This is a genomic window from Streptomyces sp. NPDC029169, from assembly GCF_055563935.1.
On record NZ_JBVHXA010000019.1, the window covers coordinates 98,865 to 118,447 of the forward strand.

The window sequence follows — 19,583 nt, forward strand, 5'->3', positions numbered from 1 at the left end:
CCCCGAGACTGCACCTGCCTTCGATTGAGTCCTGCTGGGGGCACAGAGGCCGGAGCAGCGTGAGCAAGCAGCTCGCCTGTGGACGTGGCAGACATCGAGAGCCGGACCCAGTTTCGCTGGGTCCGGCTCTCCGTCGTTGTGTCAGAGCTCGCGCGTGAGTGGCGTGGACGGGGCCTCGGCGGGGGTGGGGTTGGGGGGCGCGTTCAGGTGGGAGGTTTTGCGGCTGTAGAGCAGGTAGACCGCCAGGGACAGGGTCAGCCAGGCTCCGAACAGCAGGTAGGTGTCCAGCGGGAGTTCGTAGATGAGGTAGGCGCAGGCGAGGAGGGACAGGAGCGGGACCACGGGGTAGCCGGGGACGCGGAAGCGGCGCTCCAGGTGGGGGGCCGTGCGGCGCAGGATCAGGACGCCGAGTGAGACCACCATGAAGGCGGCGAGCGTGCCCATGCTCGTGAGGTCGGTGAGCAGGTCCAGCGGGAAGACCGCCGCGAGGGCGGCGACGAAGCCGCCGGTCGCCATCGTGGCGAACACCGGCGTGCCGGTGCGGGGGCTCACCCGGTGGAAGGCCCGGGGCAGCATGCCGTCGCGGCCCATGGTGTAGAGGATGCGGCTCTGCCCGTACAGCACCACCAGGGTGACGCTGATGATGGACAGCACCGCGCCGGCAGAGAGCAGGACGGCGGGCCAGCCGGCTCCGGTGACGTCCGCGAGGATGGCGGAGAGCCCGGCCTCCTGTCCCTCGAAGGCCGTCCAGGGCTGGGCGCCCACGCCCACCACGGCCACCGCGATGTACATGAGGGTGACCACGCACAGGGCGCCGATGATGGCCAGGGGGAGGGTGCGCCGGGGATCGCGTACCTCCTCGCCCGCCGTGGAGACGGCGTCGAGGCCGATGAACGCGAAGAAGACCGTGGCCGCGGCGGTGCTGATACCGGCCATCCCCAGGGGCGCGAACGGCTGCAGGTTGCCGGAGTCGAAGCCGGTGGCGCCGACCACCACGAAGAGCGCGAGCACCCCGAGCTTCACGAGCACCATCACCGTGTTGGCCACGGCCGATTCCCTGGCGCCCCGGACCAGCAGCAGGCAGCACAGACCCACCAGCACGACCCCGGGCAGGTTGACTATTCCCCCGGCGCCGGGCGGCGCCGAGATCGCGTCGGGCATCTGGAATCCGAAGAGACGCTCGGTGAGATCGTTGAGGTACTGCCCCCAGCTCACCGCGATCGCCGCCCCGGAGACCGCGTACTCAAGCAGCAGGCACGCACCCACCACCCAGGCCGCGAACTCGCCCAGCGTGGCGTACGCGTAGGAGTACGAGGAGCCGGATACCGGCACCGCCGAAGCGAGTTCCGCGTAGCACAGTGCGGTCAGGGCCGCGGCGGCCGCCGCGACGGCGAAGGACACGATCACCGCCGGGCCCGCTTCCGGCACCGCCGCGCTGAGGAGGAAGAAGATGCCGGTGCCGATGGTGGCACCGACGCCGATCATCGTGAGCTGGAAGGGGCCTACGGTCCGGCGCAGCCCGCCGCCGGCCGTTTCGGCCGCGAAGGCGTGCAGGGGCTTGCGTCTGCGGAGCTGCTGGCGCAGCGTCGGCTGAACAACTGGCATCGGATTTCTCCTGGGTGAAGGGGGAAAGCGTGGGGTGGAGCGGCCTCTCGTCAGGGCAGGTCGCGGCGTTGCAGGTCGGCGTACGTCTCCCGGCGCACCACTTCGCGTGCCTCGCCGTCCCGGCAGAAGACGACGGGCGGGCGCAGCGCGCCGTTGTAGTTGTTGCCGAGGGAGTAGCAGTACGCGCCGGTGACCGGTACGGCGATCAGGTCCCCGGGCCGCGGGTCGCGCAGCGGCACCCCGGCGCTGAGGGTGTCGCCGGACTCGCAGTGCCGGCCCACCAGGTGGCAGGGGTCGCCACCACCCACCCGAGTGGCGACAGTGGCCTCGAACCGCTGCCCGTAGAGGGCGACTTCGAGGTTGTCCCCCATGCCGCCGTCCACCGCGACGAAGGTGGCGGTGCCGTGCTTGACGGTGACGGCCCGGTAGAGCGTCACTCCCGTCTCGGCCACCATCGACCGGCCGGGCTCGATGATGATCTGCGCCTCGGGCGGCAGTACCTTCCGGGCGGCTGCCACGAGGGTGTCCAGGTACTCCTCGACACTCGGCGGACGATCGTCGTACGTGTAGCGGGACCCGAGGCCGCCGCCGAGGTCGTAGACGGCGAAGGCGCCGAGGCCGGCCACCGCCTCCACGGCCTGGGCGAACGGCGCGGTGTCCAGGATCTGGGATCCGATGTGGACGTGGACGCCGTCCAGCCGCAGCGTGTCACTCGTGCGCAGCCGGGCGATGGCTTCCCGGGCCTGGGGCAGTGACAGGCCGAACTTCGATCCCTCCTGCCCGGTGGCCACGGCGGCGTGGGTGTCCGGGCGGATTCCGGGCGTCACACGCACCAGGACGCCCTGCTCGGTACCTGGCGGAACGATCCGTTCCAGGCGGTCGATGTCGTCGAAGTTGTCGATGACGATCAGCCCCGCCCCCGCCTCGACGGCCAGTTCCAGTTCGCTGTCCGTCTTGGCGTTGCCGTGCACCACCAGGGACGCCGGGTCGACGCCGCCCGCCAGGGCGAGGGTCAGTTCGCCGCCGCCCGCGACGTCGATGCTCAGCCCTTCTTCGGCCAGCAGCCGGTACACGGCTGTGCAGGGAAAGGCCTTGGAGGCGAAGGCGACCCGCGAGTTCGGCCAGCGGGCGGCGAGCCCGTCGGCGTAGCGGCGGGCACGGGCGCGCAGGGCTGCCTCGTCGACGACGAGCGCCGGGGTGCCGAAGCGCTCCGCGAGGTCGGTCGCCCGGCAGCCGCCGATCATCAGGACGCCGTCGGCATCGAGGGCGGTGCCTGGCGGGAACAGGTCGAGCAGTTCCTCCTGTGAAGGTGGGACGGAAGGGACGGTCGGGACTGTCGCGGTGGGCGGGGCGGTGGCCGGTAGGGCCATGGGTTCCTCCGGTGGCGTGGTGCGCCGGCCCCCACGCGGGGCCGGTGGAACCATGCTCGGGGCCGCCCGTGTCCGTGGCTTTGGTGAAATCGCCTACGCTTGCACCATGACCTTGCCGGAATCGCCAAGCTGGGAGCCCGGTGACGGGACGGGTGAGGAGCTCTTCGCGCTCGCCGACGCCATCGCGGCGGTGATCGGCGGGTCCGTGGCCATCGAGGACCTGGACACGCGGGTCCTCGCGTACTCGACGCTGCCGGGGCAGCGGATCGACGAGCTGCGACGCCAGGGCATTCTCGGCCGGCGCGTCCCGGATCAGCCCGAGGAGCAGGCCGAGCGGCAGCTGCGCCAGTACCGGCAGGTGCTGGCCGCGCCCGCCGTCGTGTCGCTGCCGCCGCTGGCCGAGGGCGAGTTGCCGCGCGCCGCGGTCGCCGTCCGGGCGAAGGACCTCCCCCTCGGCACGATCTGGGCGATCATGGAGAGCGTTCCTCCGGGCGAGGCCGCCGAACGGGCCCTGCTGGACGGCGCCCGGACCGCGGCCCTGCACATGTTGCGCCGGCGCGGTGCCGCCGCCCTGGAACTCCATGCGCGCGAGCAGGCGCTGCGTGCCGCCCTGGACGGTACGGGCCCGGCGGAGGAGGCGGCCTACCGCCTCGGGCTGCCGTCCGGCACGCCGCTGATTCTCCTCGGCTTCGCCCCGGCCGGCGGATCCCGGCTCGGCGGATCCCCGGCCGGCGGATCCCCCGAGGCGGCACCGCACCTCGCCCGCATGGGTGCCGACCTCGGCCGGCACTGGACGGCGCTGCGCCCTTCCGCGTCGGTCGCCACCGGTCCGCGCGCCGTCTACACCCTGCTGCCCGAGGACGATGTGGAAGCCGCCCGGCGGCTCGCGGCACAGGCCGTCGCCGCCACCACCCGGCCCCGGACAGAGCCGCCGCGCGCCGCCCTCAGCCGGCCCGCCACGCACGTGACCGAACTGCCGGAGCTGCGCGCGGAGGTCGACGACGTACTGCGGGTCACCACGGCGGACCCCGAAGCACCCCCGATCGCCGCCCTGTCGGACGTACGCGCCGAGGTGCTCCTCGCGCACGTGGCGGACGAACTCGCCCGCCGCCCACGCCTCCGCCACCCCGCCATCGCGGCCATGCTGGAGCACGACCGCACCCATCACACCTCGTACGCCGCCTCCGTGGCGGCCTGGCTCGACGCCGTGGGCAACATCGGCGAAGCGTCACGGCAGCTGATGGTGCACCAGAACACGCTCAAGTACCGGCTCCGTCGCGCACGGGACCTCTTCGGGCTCGATCTCGACGCCCCGGACGACCGACTGGCCTGCTGGCTGCAACTGCGCGTCGCCCGTCACGCCTGATCCCAACCAAGGCGGAAGTTGGGTCGTTTCGGCCCCGGGCAACTCCACGCGTCGACACAATGCGTATATGGGTGATGACTGGAAGCGACGGCTCGAGCAGGCGCATCAGGACTTGATCGGGCGGGACGACCCCGTGGCGTGGGTCAAGGAGGCCGATGGCGTCGAGGCTTCCCTGCGGTATCCCCATCTTGCCCTGCGCGGGCCCCTGTTCGGGGTGGCCGTCGAGCGGGCGGGCAGGTGGGAGGTCGTCAGGGAGATCGGGGCCGGGATGCCGCAGGAGGCTCGGGACGGGCTGAATTCGTTGTTGTGGTTCCGGGCCAAGGACGACACCGACGATCCGGAGGTGCGACGGGATCTCCTGGCGGCCGTCGCGATTCTGGAGAAGGAGCCCGTCGACGAGGTCGAGGCCGTCGGGGAGCGGTACCGGATCGTGCGCGCCGACGAGTTCGCGCGGAGCGGGGAGGGCGGGCTCGAGCCGCCGCGGGCGACCGATCCGGAACCGGGCGAGCCCTCGTGGGAGGGGCGGGGCGGGCCGCCCTCGCCCGATCTCGGGTTCGTGCTCGCGCCGGAGCGGGAGGACGGGCTCACCCAGGAGGCCCTGAAGCTGGGGTTGCGTACGTTCGCGTACACCGGGGAGCGGTTTCCCGCCGCCGTACGGGACGACTCGCTGCGGGCCGTGGAGACGCACCCCGACATCGCCCTGCTGCCCGTCACGTTCGGCGTCGCCGAGCGTCGTGGGGCGGGATGGACGCCGAGAGGGTCGCTGCATGCGACTCCCCATGACGCGCGGCGCACGCTCTACACGGGGATGACCGAGCTCTGGGCCCGGATCTACGAGTACGGCGAGCGGAAGGCCGAGCGCTACCGGCTGGCCGGCGAGGAGTTCCGGGCCGCCGGGCGGGCCGACGAGGCGCGGGTGGACGACCGGCTCTTCCGGATCTGCCGGGTCGAGCGGCTGGTCAGGTTCGGTGAGGACGGGCCGGAGACGCCGCGCCCGTCCGATGTGGACGAGTACGGGCCGATCAAGATGCATCCCACCATGGATCTGGACGGGACTCTGCATTACGGGAGTTGAGACGACGGGAGTTGAGCCGGGGGGAGGGCGGGCCGGCCCTCCCCCCGGGGCCACTTAGTTGACGTTGACCGCCTTCCAGGCCGTCGCCACCGCCGCCTGCTCCGGGCTGCCCGCCCCGTAGAGGTCGGAGGCCGCCTGGAGGGTCGCCGTACGGGCGCCGGCGTAGTCCGTGGAGGAGGTCATGTAGGTGGAGAGGGCCTTGTACCAGATCTGGTACGCCTTGGTCCTGCCGATGCCCGTCACCGTCGAGCCGTCGTACGTCGGGGAGTCGTACGTGACGCCGTTGAGGGTCTTCGCGCCGCTGCCCTCCGAGAGGAGGTAGAAGAAGTGGTTCGCCGGGCCCGAGGAGTAGTGGACGTCCAGGCGGCCGAGGTTGCGGTCCCAGTAGTCACGGGAGTTGCCGTCGCGGCTGGGCTTGTCCATGTAGCGCAGCGGGGTGCCGTTGCCCCGGATGTCGATCTTCTCGCCGATGAGGTAGTCGCCCGCGTCGGCGGCGTTGTTCGCGAAGAACTCGACCGAGGTGCCGAGGATGTCGGAGGTCGCCTCGTTGAGGCCGCCCGACTCGCGGCTGTAGCGCAGGCCGGCGGTGGCGGAGGTCAGGCCGTGGGTCATCTCGTGGCCGGCCACGTCGATCGAGGTCAGCGGCTTGGCGTTGCCCGCGCCGTCGCCGTACGTCATGCAGAAGCACTGGTCGGACCAGAAGGCGTTGACGTACGCGTTGCCGTAGTGGACCCGGGAGTACGCGGCGACGCCGTCGCCCCTGATGCCGTTGCGGCCGAGCTCGTTCTTGTAGAAGTCCCAGGTGAGGGCCGCGCCGTAGTGGGCGTCGACGGCCGCGGTCTCCCGGTTCGTCGGCAGGCCGTTGCCCCAGATGTCGGTGCTGTTGGTGAAGAGGGTGCCGGTGCCGCTGGTCCCGCCCTTCAGGTCGTACGTCTTGTGGCCGCCGCGCAGGGTGTCGGTCAGGGTGTACGAGGGAGCCGTGCCGAGGGTGACGTCGCCGGCGTACTGGCTGTGGCCCACGCCGGTCTCGATGGCCTCGTAGGCGTACAGCTCCTTGCCCGTGGTCGCGTCCGTGATGACGTGGCGCTCGCTCGGCGTGCCGTCGGCCTGTGTGCCGGTGACGACCGTCTCCCAGGCGAGGGCCGGCTTGCCCTTGGCCGCCCAGATCACCTTGCGGGAGGTGGAGTCGGCCAGGGCGGTGGGGGCGGCCGCGGTCGTGGTCGGGACCGATATGCGGGCCTGCGTCGCCTTCGTCGTCGAGCGCGCGCCGCTCTTCTTCTCGTGGACGACGAGGTCGCCGCCGAGGACCGGAAGGCCCTCGTACGTACGCTCGTAGCGGGTGTGGACCGTGCCGTCGGCGTCCTTGACGACGTCACGGACGACGAGGCGTTCCTTGCCGGAGAGGCCGATCTCCTGGGCCGTGGTGGCGGCCTCGGCCTGGGCACCCTTGATCGCCGTCGCGCGCTCACCGGCGGAGAGGACGAGCGCGGTGGCGCCGCTCTTCGTCGTGGTGGCGTTCTCACGGTCGACGGCGGCGCCGGCCGTTCCGGTCTGGACGCCCACGACCACCATGGCGGCGGAGGCGATCAGTGCGGCGGCACGTGCGGTGGTACGTGCGGGGGTGCGGTGCTGCGAGGACTGCAGGCGGGTCACGCGGGCTCCTTCGCTGATGCTGCTGTGGGGGTTGCGCGGCAGTGAGCGTGCCAGCGAAAGAGGCTTTTTGACAGGTCTGCAACAAGGATTTGACCATCAGTTGTCCGGAGGGTGGCCAACTGTGTCCGTTATGCGGCGCATTCGGCCTGGTTAGATACCCGGATGGGAAAGCTTCTGTACGTCACCGACCTCGGCTATCAGGCGCGGGGACGGCGCTACTGCGACGAGGACATCTGGCTGTCAGGCCGGCTGCGCGAGGAGTTCGAGGTCGCGCTATGCCATCCGCTCGACGCGGCCGCGCTGATGGACCGCTTCGACGCCGTCGTGGTGCGCAACAGCGGACCCGTCATCCACTACCAGGAGACGTACGACGCCTTCACGCGCGCCGCCCGCGAGAACCAGGTGAAGGTCTTCAACTCTCTCGACGGCAAGGGGGACATGGCTGGAAAGGACTATCTCCTCCACCTGTCGAGGGAGGGATTTCCGGTCATTCCCACGGCCGGCCGGCGCGAGGAGTTCGCGCGGCTTCCGGAGGCCGAGGAGTACGTCGTCAAGCCGCTGCTCGGGGCGGATTCGGTCGGCCTGCGGTTCGTGGAGCGGGCGCGGCTCGGGGACGTGGACCCGGCCGGGATGCTCGTACAGCCGCGCATACCGTTCGCGTACGAGGTCTCGTTCTATTTCGTCGGAAGCGCCTTCCAGTACGCGCTGCACGCGCCCGATCCGGCGGCCCGCTGGGTCCTTGAGCCGTACGAACCGACCGCCGCGGACCTGGAGTTCGCGCGGCGGTTCGTGGACTGGAACGACCTGGCGTACGGCATCCAGCGCGTGGACGCCTGCCGGGCGCCGGGCGGGGAGCTGCTGCTCGTGGAGCTGGAGGACCTCAATCCGTACCTCTCGCTCGACCTCGTCGGGGAGGCGGAGCGGGAGGGCTTCGTCAGCGCGATGAAGGCGTCGCTGCGGGAGCTGGTGGAGGGGTAGCGCGGGGGGCCGGGGTCAGGTCACCGGCCCGTTCGCTCCGGCCACCTGCCCCGGCCCGTTCGCCCCGGCCCGTTCGCCCCGGCCACCCGCCCCGCCCCCGCGGCCTTCTACGCCGAGCGCTTGCGCGGTGTCGCCTTCTTCGCGGACGCCGTCGTCTTCTTCGCCGTCGTCTTCTTCGCGGACGCGGTCGTCTTCTTCGCCGTGGTCTTCGCCGTGGTCTTCTTCGCGGACGCCGTCGCCTTGTCGCCCGCCGTCGTCTTGGCGGCCGTCGCCTTCGAGGTCGACTTGCGGGCCGGGGCCGCCGTCTTCTTCGCCGCCGTCTTCGCCGTGGACTTCCGTGCGCCCGTCTCCTTCGGCGTGCGCGAGGCCGCCTTACGGCGAGGCAGTTCGGTCACCTCGGCGCCCTCGCCCTCCGCGGCCTCCCCGCGCGCCTCCTTCGCCTGGCGGACGCTGCTCTCCAGGGCCGCCATCAGGTCGATGACCTTGCCGCCCTCCGCCTCGGGCTCCGGGGGTGCCACCGCGGCGCCGCCCTCCGCCTTGGCGGCGATCATCTGCTCGACCGCCTCCCGGTAGTGGTCGTGCAGGGTGCTGATGTCCACCTCGCCGAGCGTCGCCATCAGGGCGTCCGCCAGGTCGAGTTCGGCGTCCCGCACCGTGACCTGCGTCTCCGGGGCCACCCCCTCCGGCGCCCTGATCTCGTCCGGCCAGAGCAGTCCGTGCATCGCGATCACGTCGTCCACGACCCGGAGCATCCCGAGCCGCTCCCGGCCCCGCAGCGCGAACTTCGCGACCGCCACCTTCTCGCTCCGCTTGAGCGCCTCCCGCAGCAGGATGTACGGCTTGGCGGCTGGTACCCCGCTCGCCGAGAGGTAGTACGCGGTGTCCATCTGGAGCGGGTCGATCTCCCCGGACGGCACGAAGGCCACGATCTCGATCGTCTTCGCCGTCGGCAGCGGCAGCGCCGCAAGGTCCTCGTCGGTGATCGGGATCATGGTCCCGTCGCCCTCCTCGTAGGCCTTGCCGATCTCCGCCTGGGAGACCTCCTCCCCGTCCAGCTCGCACACCTTGCGGTAGCGGATGCGGCCGCCGTCGGCGGTGTGGATCTGGCGGAAGGACACGGACCGGCTCTCGGTCGCGTTCACCAGCTTGATCGGGATGCTGACCAGGCCGAAGGAGATGGCGCCGTTCCATATGGATCGCACGTTTCATCCCTTTCACATACAAGTGCCGGATTCGTGGGATTCTCATCGTATGACGCCGATCACGGAGGTGGAGGGGCGGCGCCTCCCGCTGAGCAATCTGGACAAGGTCCTCCACCCCGCCACCGGCACCACCAAGGGCGAGCTGCTGCACTACTACGCCACCATCGGCGCCGCGATCCTCCCCCATCTGCGCGACCGCCCGGTGTCCTTCCTGCGCTATCCGGACGGCCCCGAGGGGCAGCTCTTCTTCACCAAGAACCCGCCGCCCGGCACGCCCGCCTGGGTGAAGACCGCGCCCGTCCCCCGCTCCGACGACCCGCGCGCGCGGCAGGTCATGATCCAGGACCTCGCCTCCCTGATGTGGGCGGCGAACCTGGTCGTGGAGTTCCACACCCCGCAGTGGCGGGCCGGCTCCCAGGCCGTCGCCGACCGGCTCGTCCTCGACCTCGACCCCGGGCCGCCCGCGACCGTCGTGGAGTGCTGCCGGGTGGCCCTCTGGCTGCGCGAGCGGCTCGCGGCGGACGGTCTGGAGGCCTTCGCCAAGACGTCCGGCGCGAAGGGCCTGCATCTGCTCGTACCGCTGGAGCCGACCCCGTCCGAGGAGGTCTCGGCGTACGCGAAGGAGCTCGCCGTGCAGGCCGAGGCGGACCACCCGGCGCTGGTCGTCCACCGGATGGCGCGGGCGCTGCGGCCGGGCAAGGTCTTCGTCGATTTCAGCCAGAACGCGGCTTCCAAGACCACCGCGACCCCCTACACCTTGCGCGCCCGGCCCCGGCCCACCGTCTCCGCGCCCGTGACGTGGGAGGAGGTCGAGGCGTGCGAGACACCCGAGGGGCTCGTCCTTCTGATGGACGACATCGCGCCACGTCTGGAGCGGTACGGAGAGCTGCTCGGGCCGCTCCTCGACCCGGACCGGGCCGGGGCCCTGCCATGACCCCGGTCCCCACGACGACCCCCGTCCTGCGGCCCCCCGTCGACGTCATGCGCCCCCGTCCTGCCGACGAGATCCCGGCGCAGGGGAGCACGCCGGGCGGTCTCCAGTACTCCCTCAAGCTCGACGGGTTCCGCGCGCTCGCCTTCGTACTCGAGGACCGCAGGGTGTTCCTGCAGTCGCGCTCGCACCGGGACCTGTCGCGGGAGTTTCCCGAGATCGCGGCGCATCTGGGCGCGCATCTGCCGGTCGGCGTCGTGCTCGACGGGGAGCTGTGCGCGTACCGCGACGGGCGGCTGAGCTTCACCGATCTGCTCCGTTCCCGCGGCGACCGCAGGCAGGCGGGTGTCGCGGTCTCGTACATCGCCTTCGACGTCCTCGCCCTCCCCGGCCGGGACGTCCGGCCGCTGCCGCTCGTCGAGCGCTGGAAGCTGCTCGGCACGGCGCTGCGGGAGGTCGGGCCGCCCGTACAGGCCGTGCTCGCGACGCTGGACGAGGAGACGGCGCGCGGCTGGTTCCGCGATCTGCGGCCGGTGGGCGTCGAGGGGATCGTGGCGAAGGCGCTGCGCTCGCCGTACCGGGCGGGCGAGACGTGGGCGTGGCGGAAGGTACGGCACATGGACACGCTCGACGGCACGCTTCTCGGCCTGGTCGGCCCGGTGGACCGGCCGCGCGCGCTCGTCGTCCGCCTGACCGACGGCCGTACGGTGACGACCTCGCCGCGGCTGACTCCGGCGCAGGCCCGCGAGGTCGGCGAACTGGCGGCGGGCCGGCTGGGGGAGCCCGTGGTCGATCCCGAGCACGGGCCGGTGACGCCGCTGGCCGACCCGCTGCCCGTCGAGCTGCGCCAGTTGGGCGGGCGGCACGACGTGACCATCCGCTTCGTGCGCGTGCGGTACGAGGGGTAGGCGGCGCGCGGGCCGACGGTCGGGCGCGCGCTGGTTCGTCGGGTCAGGCGCGCGCTGGTCCGTCGGTCAGGCGCGCGCTGGTCCGCCGGTCAGGCGCGCGCCGGTCCGCCGGTCAGGCGCGCACTGGTTCGTCGGTCAGGCGCGCCCGGACCGACCGTCAGGCGACGCGCACGGACCGACCGTCAGGCGCGCACCGTCCGACCGTCAGGCACGCGCGGGCCGACAGTCAGGCGCGCGTGGGCCGACAGTCAGGCACGCGCGGGCCGACAGTCAGCCGCCGCCCGGCGCTCGCGCGGGCCGCGTCGAAGTCCGCGCGACGGCGGCGCCGAGGGCGGCCTCGGAGGCCCCGCGCAGGCCCTGTTGACAGACGGCCGCGAGCAACTCCGCGTACCGCTCCCGCAGATGGCGCAAAGCGAGCGGCCCGAGGGCCCTTCGCGGACCGCGTCCGGTCAGCGGGTCCTGGTTGACGGTGTGGTGGTGCACACTTGCTGCCTGGTACAGCGCTCACGGGGAAGGCGGCGGCCGCATGCTGACGGGGATCGAGGAGGTCGACTGGGCCTCGTTGGGGCATGCCTACGGCCCCGCCGACGATGTACCGGGGATGCTGCGCGGACTCGCCTCGTCCGACCCCGCGGAGCGGGAGCTGGCCCTCGACGGGATGTACGGCGCGGTGCACCACCAGGGCGACGTGTACGACTCGACGCTCGCCTGCATCCCCTTCCTGCTCGAACTGGTCGCCGATCCGGAGGTCCAGGACCGGGGCGGCATCGTCGAGTTGCTGACCAGCATCGGCGGGATCGAGCTGAGCGGCGAGGAGGAGCTCGACGAACTCGACCCGGAGGACGAGGACTTCATTCCCGCGGCGAACTACGCGATGGCCGCCGCGGCGGTCGCCGCGGGCGCCGACGTCTTCCTCGGTCTCGTCGACGACCCGGACCCCGAGGTGCGGCTCGCCGCGCCGTGCGCGCTCGCCTCGCTGCACCCCGACCCGGCCCGCGTCCTGACCCTGCTGCGGGAGCGGCTGACGGTCGAGTGCGACACGGAGGTGCGGCTCGCGCTGGTGGAGGCCGTGGGGCGGATCGCGCGGCGGCACGAGTCGCTGCGGGCCGAGACCGTCGACTGGCTCGGCTGGCTCACCCGGGCGGCGAACGCGCCCGGCCTGCGGCTCGCGGCGCTCGCGCAGCTGGCCCGGTGCGAGCCGGGCGAGGTCCCGGACGACGTCGTGGAGCGGGTGACGCGGCTGCTCGACGAGGTGCGGACCGCGCCGCCGGAGCCGGCCGCGCCGGAGACCGCCCGGCCGTCCACGCCCACCTTCGCCGGGCAGGTCCGCGAACTGTTCGAGGAGCACTCGGCCGGCCGGCCGTGCCCGTGGACCGACGAGCTGATGCGCACCCTGCACACCGCGCTCGACGACCGCGTCGAGGACCGTATCGCGCTGATCCTCGCGCAGCTGCGCAGCCCCGACCGGTGCCAGCGCGCCGACGCGATCTGGCTGAGCGGCGGTCTGATACGGGTCTGGCGCGGACGGTACGAGGAGGTGGTGCGACTGATCGGGGCGCAGCTCGCCGACCCCGAGCCACGGCTGCGCGAGGCCGCCACCTCGTTCCTGGAGGGGCTCTTCGAGCTCACCGGACCCGCGACCGACGCCCTCGCGGCGCGGCTCGCCGCGCGCCCCGGCAGGCCCGAGCGGCCGGAGTGGGCGGAACGGCCGGAGGGGCCGCCCGGGGCGCCGGACGGGCGCGCCAGGGCGCTGCTCGCCCTCGCCCGCTCCGGGGACGCGCGGGCCGTGCCGCTGCTCGCCCGCGCCCTGGTGGAGCCGGACGTACGGCGCGATCTGCTGTACGCCGTCCCCACCCTGGGGCCGGCCGCCGCGCCGCTCGCGCCGCTGCTGCGCCGCCGGCTGGCCCGCGTCGAGCTCGACGACCGGCTGTACGAGCACGCGGCGCCGCTGCTCTTCGCCCTGGCCTCGGTGCGGGGTGTGCAGGCCCTGCCCGAGGTGCTGCGAGTGCTGCGCGGGGCGCCGCCGAACCGGCGGGACTGGGTGCAGGAGGCGGCGCTGCGGGCGCTTGCGGCCTTCGGTCCTGCCGCGCGGGAGGCGATCCCGGACGCGCGGGCGCTCCTGGAGAGCGAGTCGGCGGCGGTCTCCGCGCAGGCGGCGCTCACGCTGTGGTCGGTGGAGGGCGACCGCGGGGCGGTACTGCCGGCGCTCGCCGGCTGGCTGGGACCGGACGCCACCGCTCCGGACCGGTGCGCGGCGGCCCGGGCCCTGGGCGCGATCGGCCCTGCCGCCGCGAGCAGCGCGCCCGCCCTGTTCCCCGGGCTCGCGGCCCGCGACCTGTGGGTACGGGTGCGCAGCGCGGCGGCCCTGTGGCGGGTCTCCGGGGACGCTGCATCGGCGCTGCCCGTGCTCCTCGCGGCCTGGGAGGAGAACCGGCACGCGCGCGTGGACATCGCGGAGTGCCTGGCGGAGATGGGGCCCGCGGCGACGGAGGCGCGGTGGGTGATCCGTACGGAACTGTCCCGGCGCCGCCGTCACAACGTGCGGGAGAGCGGCTACAGCTGTCATGACGTCCACGAGGACGAGAAGCTGCTGACCTTCTGCCGCGCCGCGCTCGACCGGATGGAGCTCTGACGCCGACCGGACGGAGCTCTGATGGCCGACCCGATGGAGCTCTGACGGGGCTGTGACGGCTTCGCCGCCGCACTCCGCCGCCACCTTCGCGATCCTCCCGTTCCAGCAGTCCGCGCGTTCCAGCAGGTCGACAAAAAGGACTTCCCTACGAATAAGGTCTATGGGAAGACCGACCGACCCGAGGAGCAGAGTGAGACCGCGCGGACTGCCGCTCGTCGCCGCCGTGGCCCTGGCCGCGGCGGCGCCGCTCGTGCTCTCCGGCTGCGATGAGGAGGGCGGCCTGCAGAGCGCCGGTCCCACGCCGGCCGCCGTCGGCCCCGTCCGCCTCTGGCCCGACCTGGCGCCCGCGACCGCGCCGCCCTTCGACTACGGCGAGACCGACACCCAGACCGTCCCCGGCATCAAGGTCCCCGGCGACGACGTCCACCGGGTCGACGCCGTCGCCGTGGTCCAGGCCGAGGTCAAGGCCCACCCCGCCACGTACTCCGGCGTCGACGGCATGTACGAGGAGACGGCCCGGCAGATCGGCCGGTGCACCCAGGAGCCCGCGAAGTGCCCGGTCATGCGGCCGTACTACCGGGATCTGACCGGCAACGGCCGTGACGAGCTGATCGTCGGCGTCCGCATGCCCGACCAGCAGGTGGGCCTGCGGGTGTATCTCGCCGAGAACGGCGGGCTCACCCGGATCATGTCCACCGTCGACCAGGTGATCAGCGTCGAACTGGCGGGCCGGGACGTGATCGTGCGGGCCTCCTCGGCCGGCATCCCCGGGTACGAGTACCGCACCGCCTGGTCCTGGGACGAGCAGCAGCGGGCGATACTGCCGACCCGGGACGAGATCGTCCGAATCAAGGCGCCCGGCCCGTCCGTCTCCCGGGCGCCCGAGACCCGTCCCGTCGAGCCCGCACCTCTCCCCACGCCGGTGCCCTCCGACACCGACGACGCCTTCGGGGAGCCCCGGTGACGGCGCGCCGACGGCGGCCCCGGCTGCCCGCCTGGACCGCGACCCTGACCTGGAAGTCCGCGGTCTTCATCACCGTCATGTGCTGCGCCCTGGCGGCCCTGCTCGGCATCCTCGTCCATGTGTCCGTGTCCGGGCAGACCGTCGACGACTTCCGGGAGCGGGCGCTCACCCGGCTCACCAGCGCCACCCGCGCGTACGAGGCGGGCGAACCGCTCCCCCGGTCCGCCGGCATCGACCCCGTGGGCCTCCCCGACGAGCTGCGCGCACTCGCCCTCAGGGGTGAGCGCGGCACGGTGGTCGAGGACTACCAGGGACGGCCGACGATGTGGGCGGCGGGACCGGCCGACGGCCGCGCCCTCGCCGTCCGGGTGGACTACTCCGCGGGCGCGGAGATCATCGACGGCCTCGACCGGTCGATCCTGGGCTCCTCGGTGCTCGCGATCGGGGCGACGCTGCTCGTGGGCGCGTTCGCGGTCACCCGGGTCACCCGGCGGCTGCACCTGACCGCCCAGGTGGCCCGGCGGATCAGCGCGGGCGATCTCGACGCGCGCGTCGACGACCCCCGTACGAAGGACCCCGCGCGCCCGCAGGACGAGGTCGCCACGGTCTCTGGGGCGCTCGACACGATGGCCTCCTCGCTCCAGCGCAAGCTCCAGACCGAGCAGCGCTTCACGGCGGACGTGGCGCACGAGCTGCGCACCCCGCTGACCGGCCTGTCGGCCGCCGCCGAACTCCTGCCGGAGGGGCGGCCGTCGGAGCTCGTACGGGACCGGGTGCAGGCGATGCGCGCGCTGACCGAGGACCTCCTGGAGATCTCGCGGCTCGACGCCCGCAACGAGACCGTGGACCTGGCGGTGCACGACCTCGCCCCGCTCGCGCGACGGGTCGTGCGGGCGTCCGGGACCGAGACGGAGGTGCGGGTCCTGCGGGACGCGACGGTCGAGACGGACAAACGGCGCGTGGAACGGGTGCTCGGCAATCTGGTCGCCAACGCCCACCGGCACGGCGCCCCGCCGGTCGTCCTGACCGTGGACGGCGCGGTCGTCACGGTACGGGACCACGGCCCGGGCTACCCGGAGTACCTGCTGGCGACCGGGCCGCAGCGGTTCCGTACCGAGAGCGGCGGCAAGGGGCACGGGCTCGGGCTCACGATCGCCGTCGGCCAGGCCGAAGTGATCGGCGCGGAGCTGGTCTTCGCCAACGCGCCGGACGAGGACGAGGGCGGCGGAGCCGAGGCACGGCTGACGCTGCCGGAGTACGTACGGTTCGGCGACCCGGAGGAGGACCCGGAGCCCTGACGCACACCGTCAGGGAAGAGGACCCGGAGCCCTGACGGCACACCGTCAGGGATGCGGACCGGACCCCTGACGGCACACCGTCACACATAAGGGATATAAGCCATATCGCTTGCTACGTTGCGCACCATGACCGCAAAGCGCCGCGGCGTGGAACTGTCCCTCCTCGTCTGCGCCGTCCTCATCTCCGTCCTGGGCTACGCCGACGTCGGCCTCGCCCGGAACGGCGCCGTGCCGCCGGACGCCCTCCGCTACGGAGCCGGCCTCGGCGGGCTCGCGCTCCTGGCGCATCTCGCCGTGCGGTTCCGGGCTCCGTACGCCGATCCGCTGCTGCTGCCGATCGGCGTCCTGCTCAACGGCCTCGGCCTGGTGCTGATCTACCGGCTCGACCTGGAGACGCCGACGGACCAGGCGGCCTTCACCCAGCTGGTCTGGTCGGCGCTCGGGGTGGCGCTCTTCGGCGCCGTCGTCGTGCTGCTGCGCGACCACCGGGTGCTCCAGCGGTACGCGTACGTGTCGATGGCCAGCGCCCTGTTCCTGATGCTCGTGCCCATCTTCTTCCCGGCGGTGAACGGGGCCAGGATCTGGATCCGGATCGGCGAACTCTCCTTCCAGCCGGGCGAGTTCGCCAAGATCCTGCTCGCGGTCTTCTTCGCCGCGTACCTGGCGGCGAATCGCAACGCGCTGGCGTTCACCGGCCGCAGGATCTGGCGGCTCCAGCTGCCGACCGGCCGGGTGCTCGGGCCGATCGTGGCGATCTGGGTGCTGAGCGTGGGCGTGCTGGTCCTGGAGCGGGACCTCGGCACCTCACTGCTCTTCTTCGGACTCTTCGTGATCATGCTGTACGTGGCGACGGGCCGCACCGGCTGGATCGCGGTCGGCCTGCTCCTGGCGGGCGTCGGGGCGTTCGCGGTCGGCTCGCTCGAACCGCACGTGCACAGCCGCGTCGAGGACTGGCTGAACCCTTACGCCTCCATCGAGGCGGGCGACGGACCGAGCCAGCTCGCGCAGTCGCTGTTCTCCTTCGCCGCGGGCGGGATGCTCGGCACCGGTCTCGGCCTCGGCCACTCCATCCTGATCGGCTTCGCCACGAAGTCCGACTTCATCCTCGCGACGGCGGGCGAGGAGCTCGGCCTGGTCGGACTCACCGCCCTCTTCCTGCTGTACGCACTACTCGTCGCGCGCGGGTACCGGGCAGGGCTCGCCCTGCGCGACCCGTTCGGGCGGCTGCTCGCGATCGGCCTCGCCTCGATCCTGGCGCTCCAGGTCTTCGTCATCGCCGGCGGGGTGATGGGCCTGATCCCGCTGACCGGCATGGCGATGCCGTTCCTCGCGCAGGGCGGCTCGTCCGTCGTCACCAACTGGATCATCGTGGCGCTGCTGATCCGGGTCAGCGACTCGGCGCGCGCACCGCGCCCGGAGACCGTGGAGACCGGGGTCGTCGCGCCGGTCGTGGAGGACGCCCGGTGATCCCGTACATCCGGCGCGCGGCCGGGCTCTGTCTCGTCCTGCTGGCGGCCCTGCTGGTCAACGCGGCGCGGGTGATGCTGTTCCAGGCCGAATCGCTGGACGAGAACCCGGCCAACCGGCGCCTGGCGATCAGCCGTTGGGGCGATCCGCGGGGCGAGATCGTGGTCGACGGTCGTCCGGTGACCGGCTCGCGGGACAGCGGCCAGCAGCTGCGCTACGAACGGACGTACAAGAAGGGGCCGTTGTACGCGCCGGTGACCGGCTACGCCTCGCAGACCTACGGCTCCACGCTCGTGGAGCATGCCGAGGACGGCGTGCTGGCCGGTACGGATCCGATCCTTGCGCCGCTGCCGTTCTTGAACGATCTCAGCGGGGGGCGGCTGGCCGGCGGGGACGTGGTGACGACGATCCGGGCGTCGATGCAGGAGGCCGCGTACCGGGGGCTCGGCGGGAAGAGGGGCGCGGTGGCGGCGATCGAGCCGTCGAGCGGGCGGATCCTGGCGCTGGTCTCCTCACCCTCGTACGACCCGGGGGCGCTGTCCGGGACGGGTCCGGCGGTCGAGGACGCGTGGGCGCGGCTGAACTCCTCGCCGAACCAGCCGATGCTGAACCGGGCGATCCGGCAGACGTATCCGCCGGGCTCGACCTTCAAGATCGTGACGGCGGCGGCGGCGCTGGACGCGGACGTGGTGACGGACGTCGAGGCGGCGACGGACACCCCGGACCCGTTCGTGCTGCCGGGCACCCGGCGGGTGCTCCCGAACGCGGCGAAGGGATGCGAGGACGCGTCACTGGCGTACGCGATCCAGTGGTCGTGCAACACGGTGATGGCGGGGCTCGGGGTGGAGGTGGGCCTGGCGGGCATGGTGGACGCGGCGAAGAGGTTCGGCTTCGACGACACGGACCTGACGATCCCGTCCTGGGTCGCCCGGTCCAACTTCGACACGGACATGAGCGACGACCAGCTGGCCCTGTCGTCGATCGGCCAGTTCAACACGACGGCGACGCCGCTGCAGATGGCGATGGTGGCGGCGGCGGTCGCCAACAACGGGGAGATCGCCCACCCGTACCTGGTCGAGCGGACGACGACGGCGGGCGGCACGACGGTCGACACGACCGGCCGCCGCAGCTACCGCCAGGCGATGCGCCCCTCGACCGCGACCCAGCTCCAGCGGCTGATGGTCAAGGCGGTGGAGGAGGGCACAGGCACGAACGCGGCGATCCCGGGCGCGAAGGTCGGCGGCAAGACGGGCACGGCCCAGCACGGCCTGGGCAACACGGGCACCCCGTACGCCTGGTTCATCGCCTGGGCCCAGGCCGCCGACTCGGCCCAGCCGGCGGTGGCGGTCGCGGTCGTCATCGAGGACGCGGAGGCCCTGCGCACGGACATCAGCGGGGGCGGGAGCGCGGCGCCGATCGCGCGGGCGGTGATGGCGGAGGGGCTGAGGCTGGAGGCGGAGGGGCGGGGGCGTCCGTAGGGAGCTGTGGGATCCGGCTCGGTAATCTACCGAATCATGACGCACGCCGATGACGCCACAGACCTGATCACGATTTTGGACGCCGACTCGCACTTTCGCGTGCGCGTTCTCGGAAGACGAATGCCGGGCGTACTTCCCCTGCACGATTCCCTGAATGCCGAAATTCTGGTGGGCACCAGTTTCCTCAGCGGCCGCCTGGCCATCTCCTTGTCTCCGTCGGACATCGAAGACTGGTCGCGGTGCCTCGCCGAGCTCGACGCAGGCAAAGACGTCGAATGGCTGGATAAGGGGGACGGGCCGATGGTGAGGATCAGCAGGCCGGAAGACGATCCCGCCGAGATCGCGGTGTTCGTCGAGGATCCGACGGGCTCCGGCGCGTCGGCCACCATTCCTCTCGCCGTCGAACGGAAGTGGCTGGAAGAGCAGCGCGCCCACCTTGACGCGGTGCGGCGGACCTGGCCCCGTGAGGTCATCGAGACGGCGCCCGGTGCATACGAGTGGCGACGGCGCTGACAGACACCACCGCAGGAGACCTGCTCCCTGAAACAGCACCGAGGGCGGAGCTTCGTGTCGAAGCTCCGCCCTCGGTGTTCTCAGGCGTCCCCGAACCCGTCACCGGTCGAGGGACTCAACGAGCCCCCGAACCGGCGAACGGG

General features: G+C 72.5%; 16 protein-coding genes. 11 read left to right on the forward strand and 5 right to left on the reverse strand.

Features of this window, described 5'->3' with window-relative positions:
* Positions 1 to 141: 141 nt before the first annotated feature.
* Complete coding sequence (locus tag ACZ4VI_RS29490; protein ID WP_468004105.1) at positions 142 to 1,605, reverse strand: APC family permease; 1,464 nt, start codon at positions 1,603 to 1,605, stop codon at positions 142 to 144.
* Between the two features lie 50 nt (positions 1,606 to 1,655).
* Positions 1,656 to 2,975, reverse strand: a complete 1,320-nt coding sequence (gene lysA, locus ACZ4VI_RS29495; RefSeq protein WP_468004106.1) for a diaminopimelate decarboxylase — start codon at positions 2,973 to 2,975, stop codon at positions 1,656 to 1,658.
* Between the two features lie 106 nt (positions 2,976 to 3,081).
* Between lysA and ACZ4VI_RS29500 the strand changes: the two genes are divergently transcribed.
* Both ACZ4VI_RS29500 and ACZ4VI_RS29505 read left to right on the forward strand, forming a co-directional pair.
* Positions 3,082 to 4,341 (forward strand): PucR family transcriptional regulator, encoded by a 1,260-nt coding sequence (locus ACZ4VI_RS29500; protein WP_468004107.1) that lies wholly within the window; start codon positions 3,082 to 3,084, stop codon positions 4,339 to 4,341.
* Positions 4,342 to 4,408: 67 nt separating this feature from the next.
* Positions 4,409 to 5,416 carry a DUF5954 family protein gene (locus ACZ4VI_RS29505; protein ID WP_468004109.1) on the forward strand — a complete coding sequence of 336 codons (1,008 nt, stop codon included), beginning with the start codon at positions 4,409 to 4,411 and terminating at the stop codon, positions 5,414 to 5,416.
* A gap of 54 nt (positions 5,417 to 5,470) precedes the next feature.
* Here the strand turns inward: ACZ4VI_RS29505 and ACZ4VI_RS29510 are convergent, their stop codons facing one another.
* Positions 5,471 to 6,988: a M4 family metallopeptidase gene (locus ACZ4VI_RS29510; protein WP_468004195.1), complete on the reverse strand. Its 1,518-nt coding sequence runs from the start codon at positions 6,986 to 6,988 to the stop codon at positions 5,471 to 5,473.
* A 243-nt stretch (positions 6,989 to 7,231) separates the two neighbouring features.
* Here ACZ4VI_RS29510 and ACZ4VI_RS29515 point away from each other — a divergent pair, with 243 nt between their 5' ends.
* The gene (locus ACZ4VI_RS29515; protein WP_468004111.1) at positions 7,232 to 8,047 is read left to right on the forward strand and encodes an ATP-grasp domain-containing protein; all 816 of its coding nucleotides are present in this window, start codon (positions 7,232 to 7,234) and stop codon (positions 8,045 to 8,047) included.
* Positions 8,048 to 8,154: 107 nt separating this feature from the next.
* On the opposite strand, the gene ku is transcribed toward ACZ4VI_RS29515, so the two are convergent.
* On the reverse strand, positions 8,155 to 9,249 hold the full coding sequence (gene ku, locus ACZ4VI_RS29520) for a non-homologous end joining protein Ku (protein ID WP_468004112.1): 1,095 nt from the start codon (positions 9,247 to 9,249) through the stop codon (positions 8,155 to 8,157).
* Between the two features lie 49 nt (positions 9,250 to 9,298).
* Here ku and ligD point away from each other — a divergent pair, with 49 nt between their 5' ends.
* Complete coding sequence (ligD, locus tag ACZ4VI_RS29525) at positions 9,299 to 10,183, forward strand: non-homologous end-joining DNA ligase (protein ID WP_468004114.1); 885 nt, start codon at positions 9,299 to 9,301, stop codon at positions 10,181 to 10,183.
* Positions 10,180 to 11,088, forward strand: coding sequence for an ATP-dependent DNA ligase (locus tag ACZ4VI_RS29530; RefSeq protein ID WP_468004115.1), 909 nt, complete (start codon positions 10,180 to 10,182; stop codon positions 11,086 to 11,088). The genes ligD and ACZ4VI_RS29530 overlap by 4 nt, the downstream gene beginning before the upstream one ends.
* A gap of 270 nt (positions 11,089 to 11,358) precedes the next feature.
* On the opposite strand, the gene ACZ4VI_RS29535 is transcribed toward ACZ4VI_RS29530, so the two are convergent.
* Positions 11,359 to 11,571: a hypothetical protein gene (locus ACZ4VI_RS29535; protein WP_468004116.1), complete on the reverse strand. Its 213-nt coding sequence runs from the start codon at positions 11,569 to 11,571 to the stop codon at positions 11,359 to 11,361.
* Positions 11,572 to 11,614: 43 nt separating this feature from the next.
* On the opposite strand from ACZ4VI_RS29535, the gene ACZ4VI_RS29540 reads away from it, so the two are divergent.
* From ACZ4VI_RS29540 to ACZ4VI_RS29565, 6 genes are all read left to right on the forward strand, one after another.
* Positions 11,615 to 13,720 (forward strand): HEAT repeat domain-containing protein, encoded by a 2,106-nt coding sequence (locus ACZ4VI_RS29540; RefSeq protein ID WP_468004118.1) that lies wholly within the window; start codon positions 11,615 to 11,617, stop codon positions 13,718 to 13,720.
* 190 nt (positions 13,721 to 13,910) lie between these two features.
* Positions 13,911 to 14,684, forward strand: coding sequence for a hypothetical protein (locus tag ACZ4VI_RS29545; RefSeq protein WP_468004120.1), 774 nt, complete (start codon positions 13,911 to 13,913; stop codon positions 14,682 to 14,684).
* Complete coding sequence (locus tag ACZ4VI_RS29550; protein WP_468004121.1) at positions 14,681 to 15,982, forward strand: ATP-binding protein; 1,302 nt, start codon at positions 14,681 to 14,683, stop codon at positions 15,980 to 15,982. The genes ACZ4VI_RS29545 and ACZ4VI_RS29550 overlap by 4 nt, the downstream gene beginning before the upstream one ends.
* 126 nt (positions 15,983 to 16,108) lie before the next feature.
* Positions 16,109 to 17,449: an FtsW/RodA/SpoVE family cell cycle protein gene (locus tag ACZ4VI_RS29555; RefSeq protein ID WP_468004123.1), complete on the forward strand. Its 1,341-nt coding sequence runs from the start codon at positions 16,109 to 16,111 to the stop codon at positions 17,447 to 17,449.
* Positions 17,446 to 18,927 carry a penicillin-binding transpeptidase domain-containing protein gene (locus tag ACZ4VI_RS29560; RefSeq protein WP_468004125.1) on the forward strand — a complete coding sequence of 494 codons (1,482 nt, stop codon included), beginning with the start codon at positions 17,446 to 17,448 and terminating at the stop codon, positions 18,925 to 18,927. Before ACZ4VI_RS29555 ends, ACZ4VI_RS29560 begins: the two co-directional genes overlap by 4 nt.
* Before the next feature lie 36 nt (positions 18,928 to 18,963).
* Positions 18,964 to 19,440: a DUF5959 family protein gene (locus ACZ4VI_RS29565; protein ID WP_468004127.1), complete on the forward strand. Its 477-nt coding sequence runs from the start codon at positions 18,964 to 18,966 to the stop codon at positions 19,438 to 19,440.
* Positions 19,441 to 19,583: the final 143 nt, after the last annotated feature.

What these genes read in the sequence shown, in the direction of transcription:
- ACZ4VI_RS29490 (WP_468004105.1), bottom strand. Translation starts at nt 1,605, where the DNA reads ATGCCAGTTGTTCAGCCGACGCTGCGCCAGCAGCTCCGCAGACGCAAG.
- lysA (WP_468004106.1), bottom strand. Translation starts at nt 2,975, where the DNA reads ATGGCCCTACCGGCCACCGCCCCGCCCACCGCGACAGTCCCGACCGTC.
- ACZ4VI_RS29500 (WP_468004107.1), top strand. Translation starts at nt 3,082, where the DNA reads ATGACCTTGCCGGAATCGCCAAGCTGGGAGCCCGGTGACGGGACGGGT.
- ACZ4VI_RS29505 (WP_468004109.1), top strand. Translation starts at nt 4,409, where the DNA reads ATGGGTGATGACTGGAAGCGACGGCTCGAGCAGGCGCATCAGGACTTG.
- ACZ4VI_RS29510 (WP_468004195.1), bottom strand. Translation starts at nt 6,988, where the DNA reads ATGGTGGTCGTGGGCGTCCAGACCGGAACGGCCGGCGCCGCCGTCGAC.
- ACZ4VI_RS29515 (WP_468004111.1), top strand. Translation starts at nt 7,232, where the DNA reads ATGGGAAAGCTTCTGTACGTCACCGACCTCGGCTATCAGGCGCGGGGA.
- ligD (WP_468004114.1), top strand. Translation starts at nt 9,299, where the DNA reads ATGACGCCGATCACGGAGGTGGAGGGGCGGCGCCTCCCGCTGAGCAAT.
- ACZ4VI_RS29530 (WP_468004115.1), top strand. Translation starts at nt 10,180, where the DNA reads ATGACCCCGGTCCCCACGACGACCCCCGTCCTGCGGCCCCCCGTCGAC.
- ACZ4VI_RS29540 (WP_468004118.1), top strand. Translation starts at nt 11,615, where the DNA reads ATGCTGACGGGGATCGAGGAGGTCGACTGGGCCTCGTTGGGGCATGCC.
- ACZ4VI_RS29555 (WP_468004123.1), top strand. Translation starts at nt 16,109, where the DNA reads ATGACCGCAAAGCGCCGCGGCGTGGAACTGTCCCTCCTCGTCTGCGCC.
- ACZ4VI_RS29565 (WP_468004127.1), top strand. Translation starts at nt 18,964, where the DNA reads ATGACGCACGCCGATGACGCCACAGACCTGATCACGATTTTGGACGCC.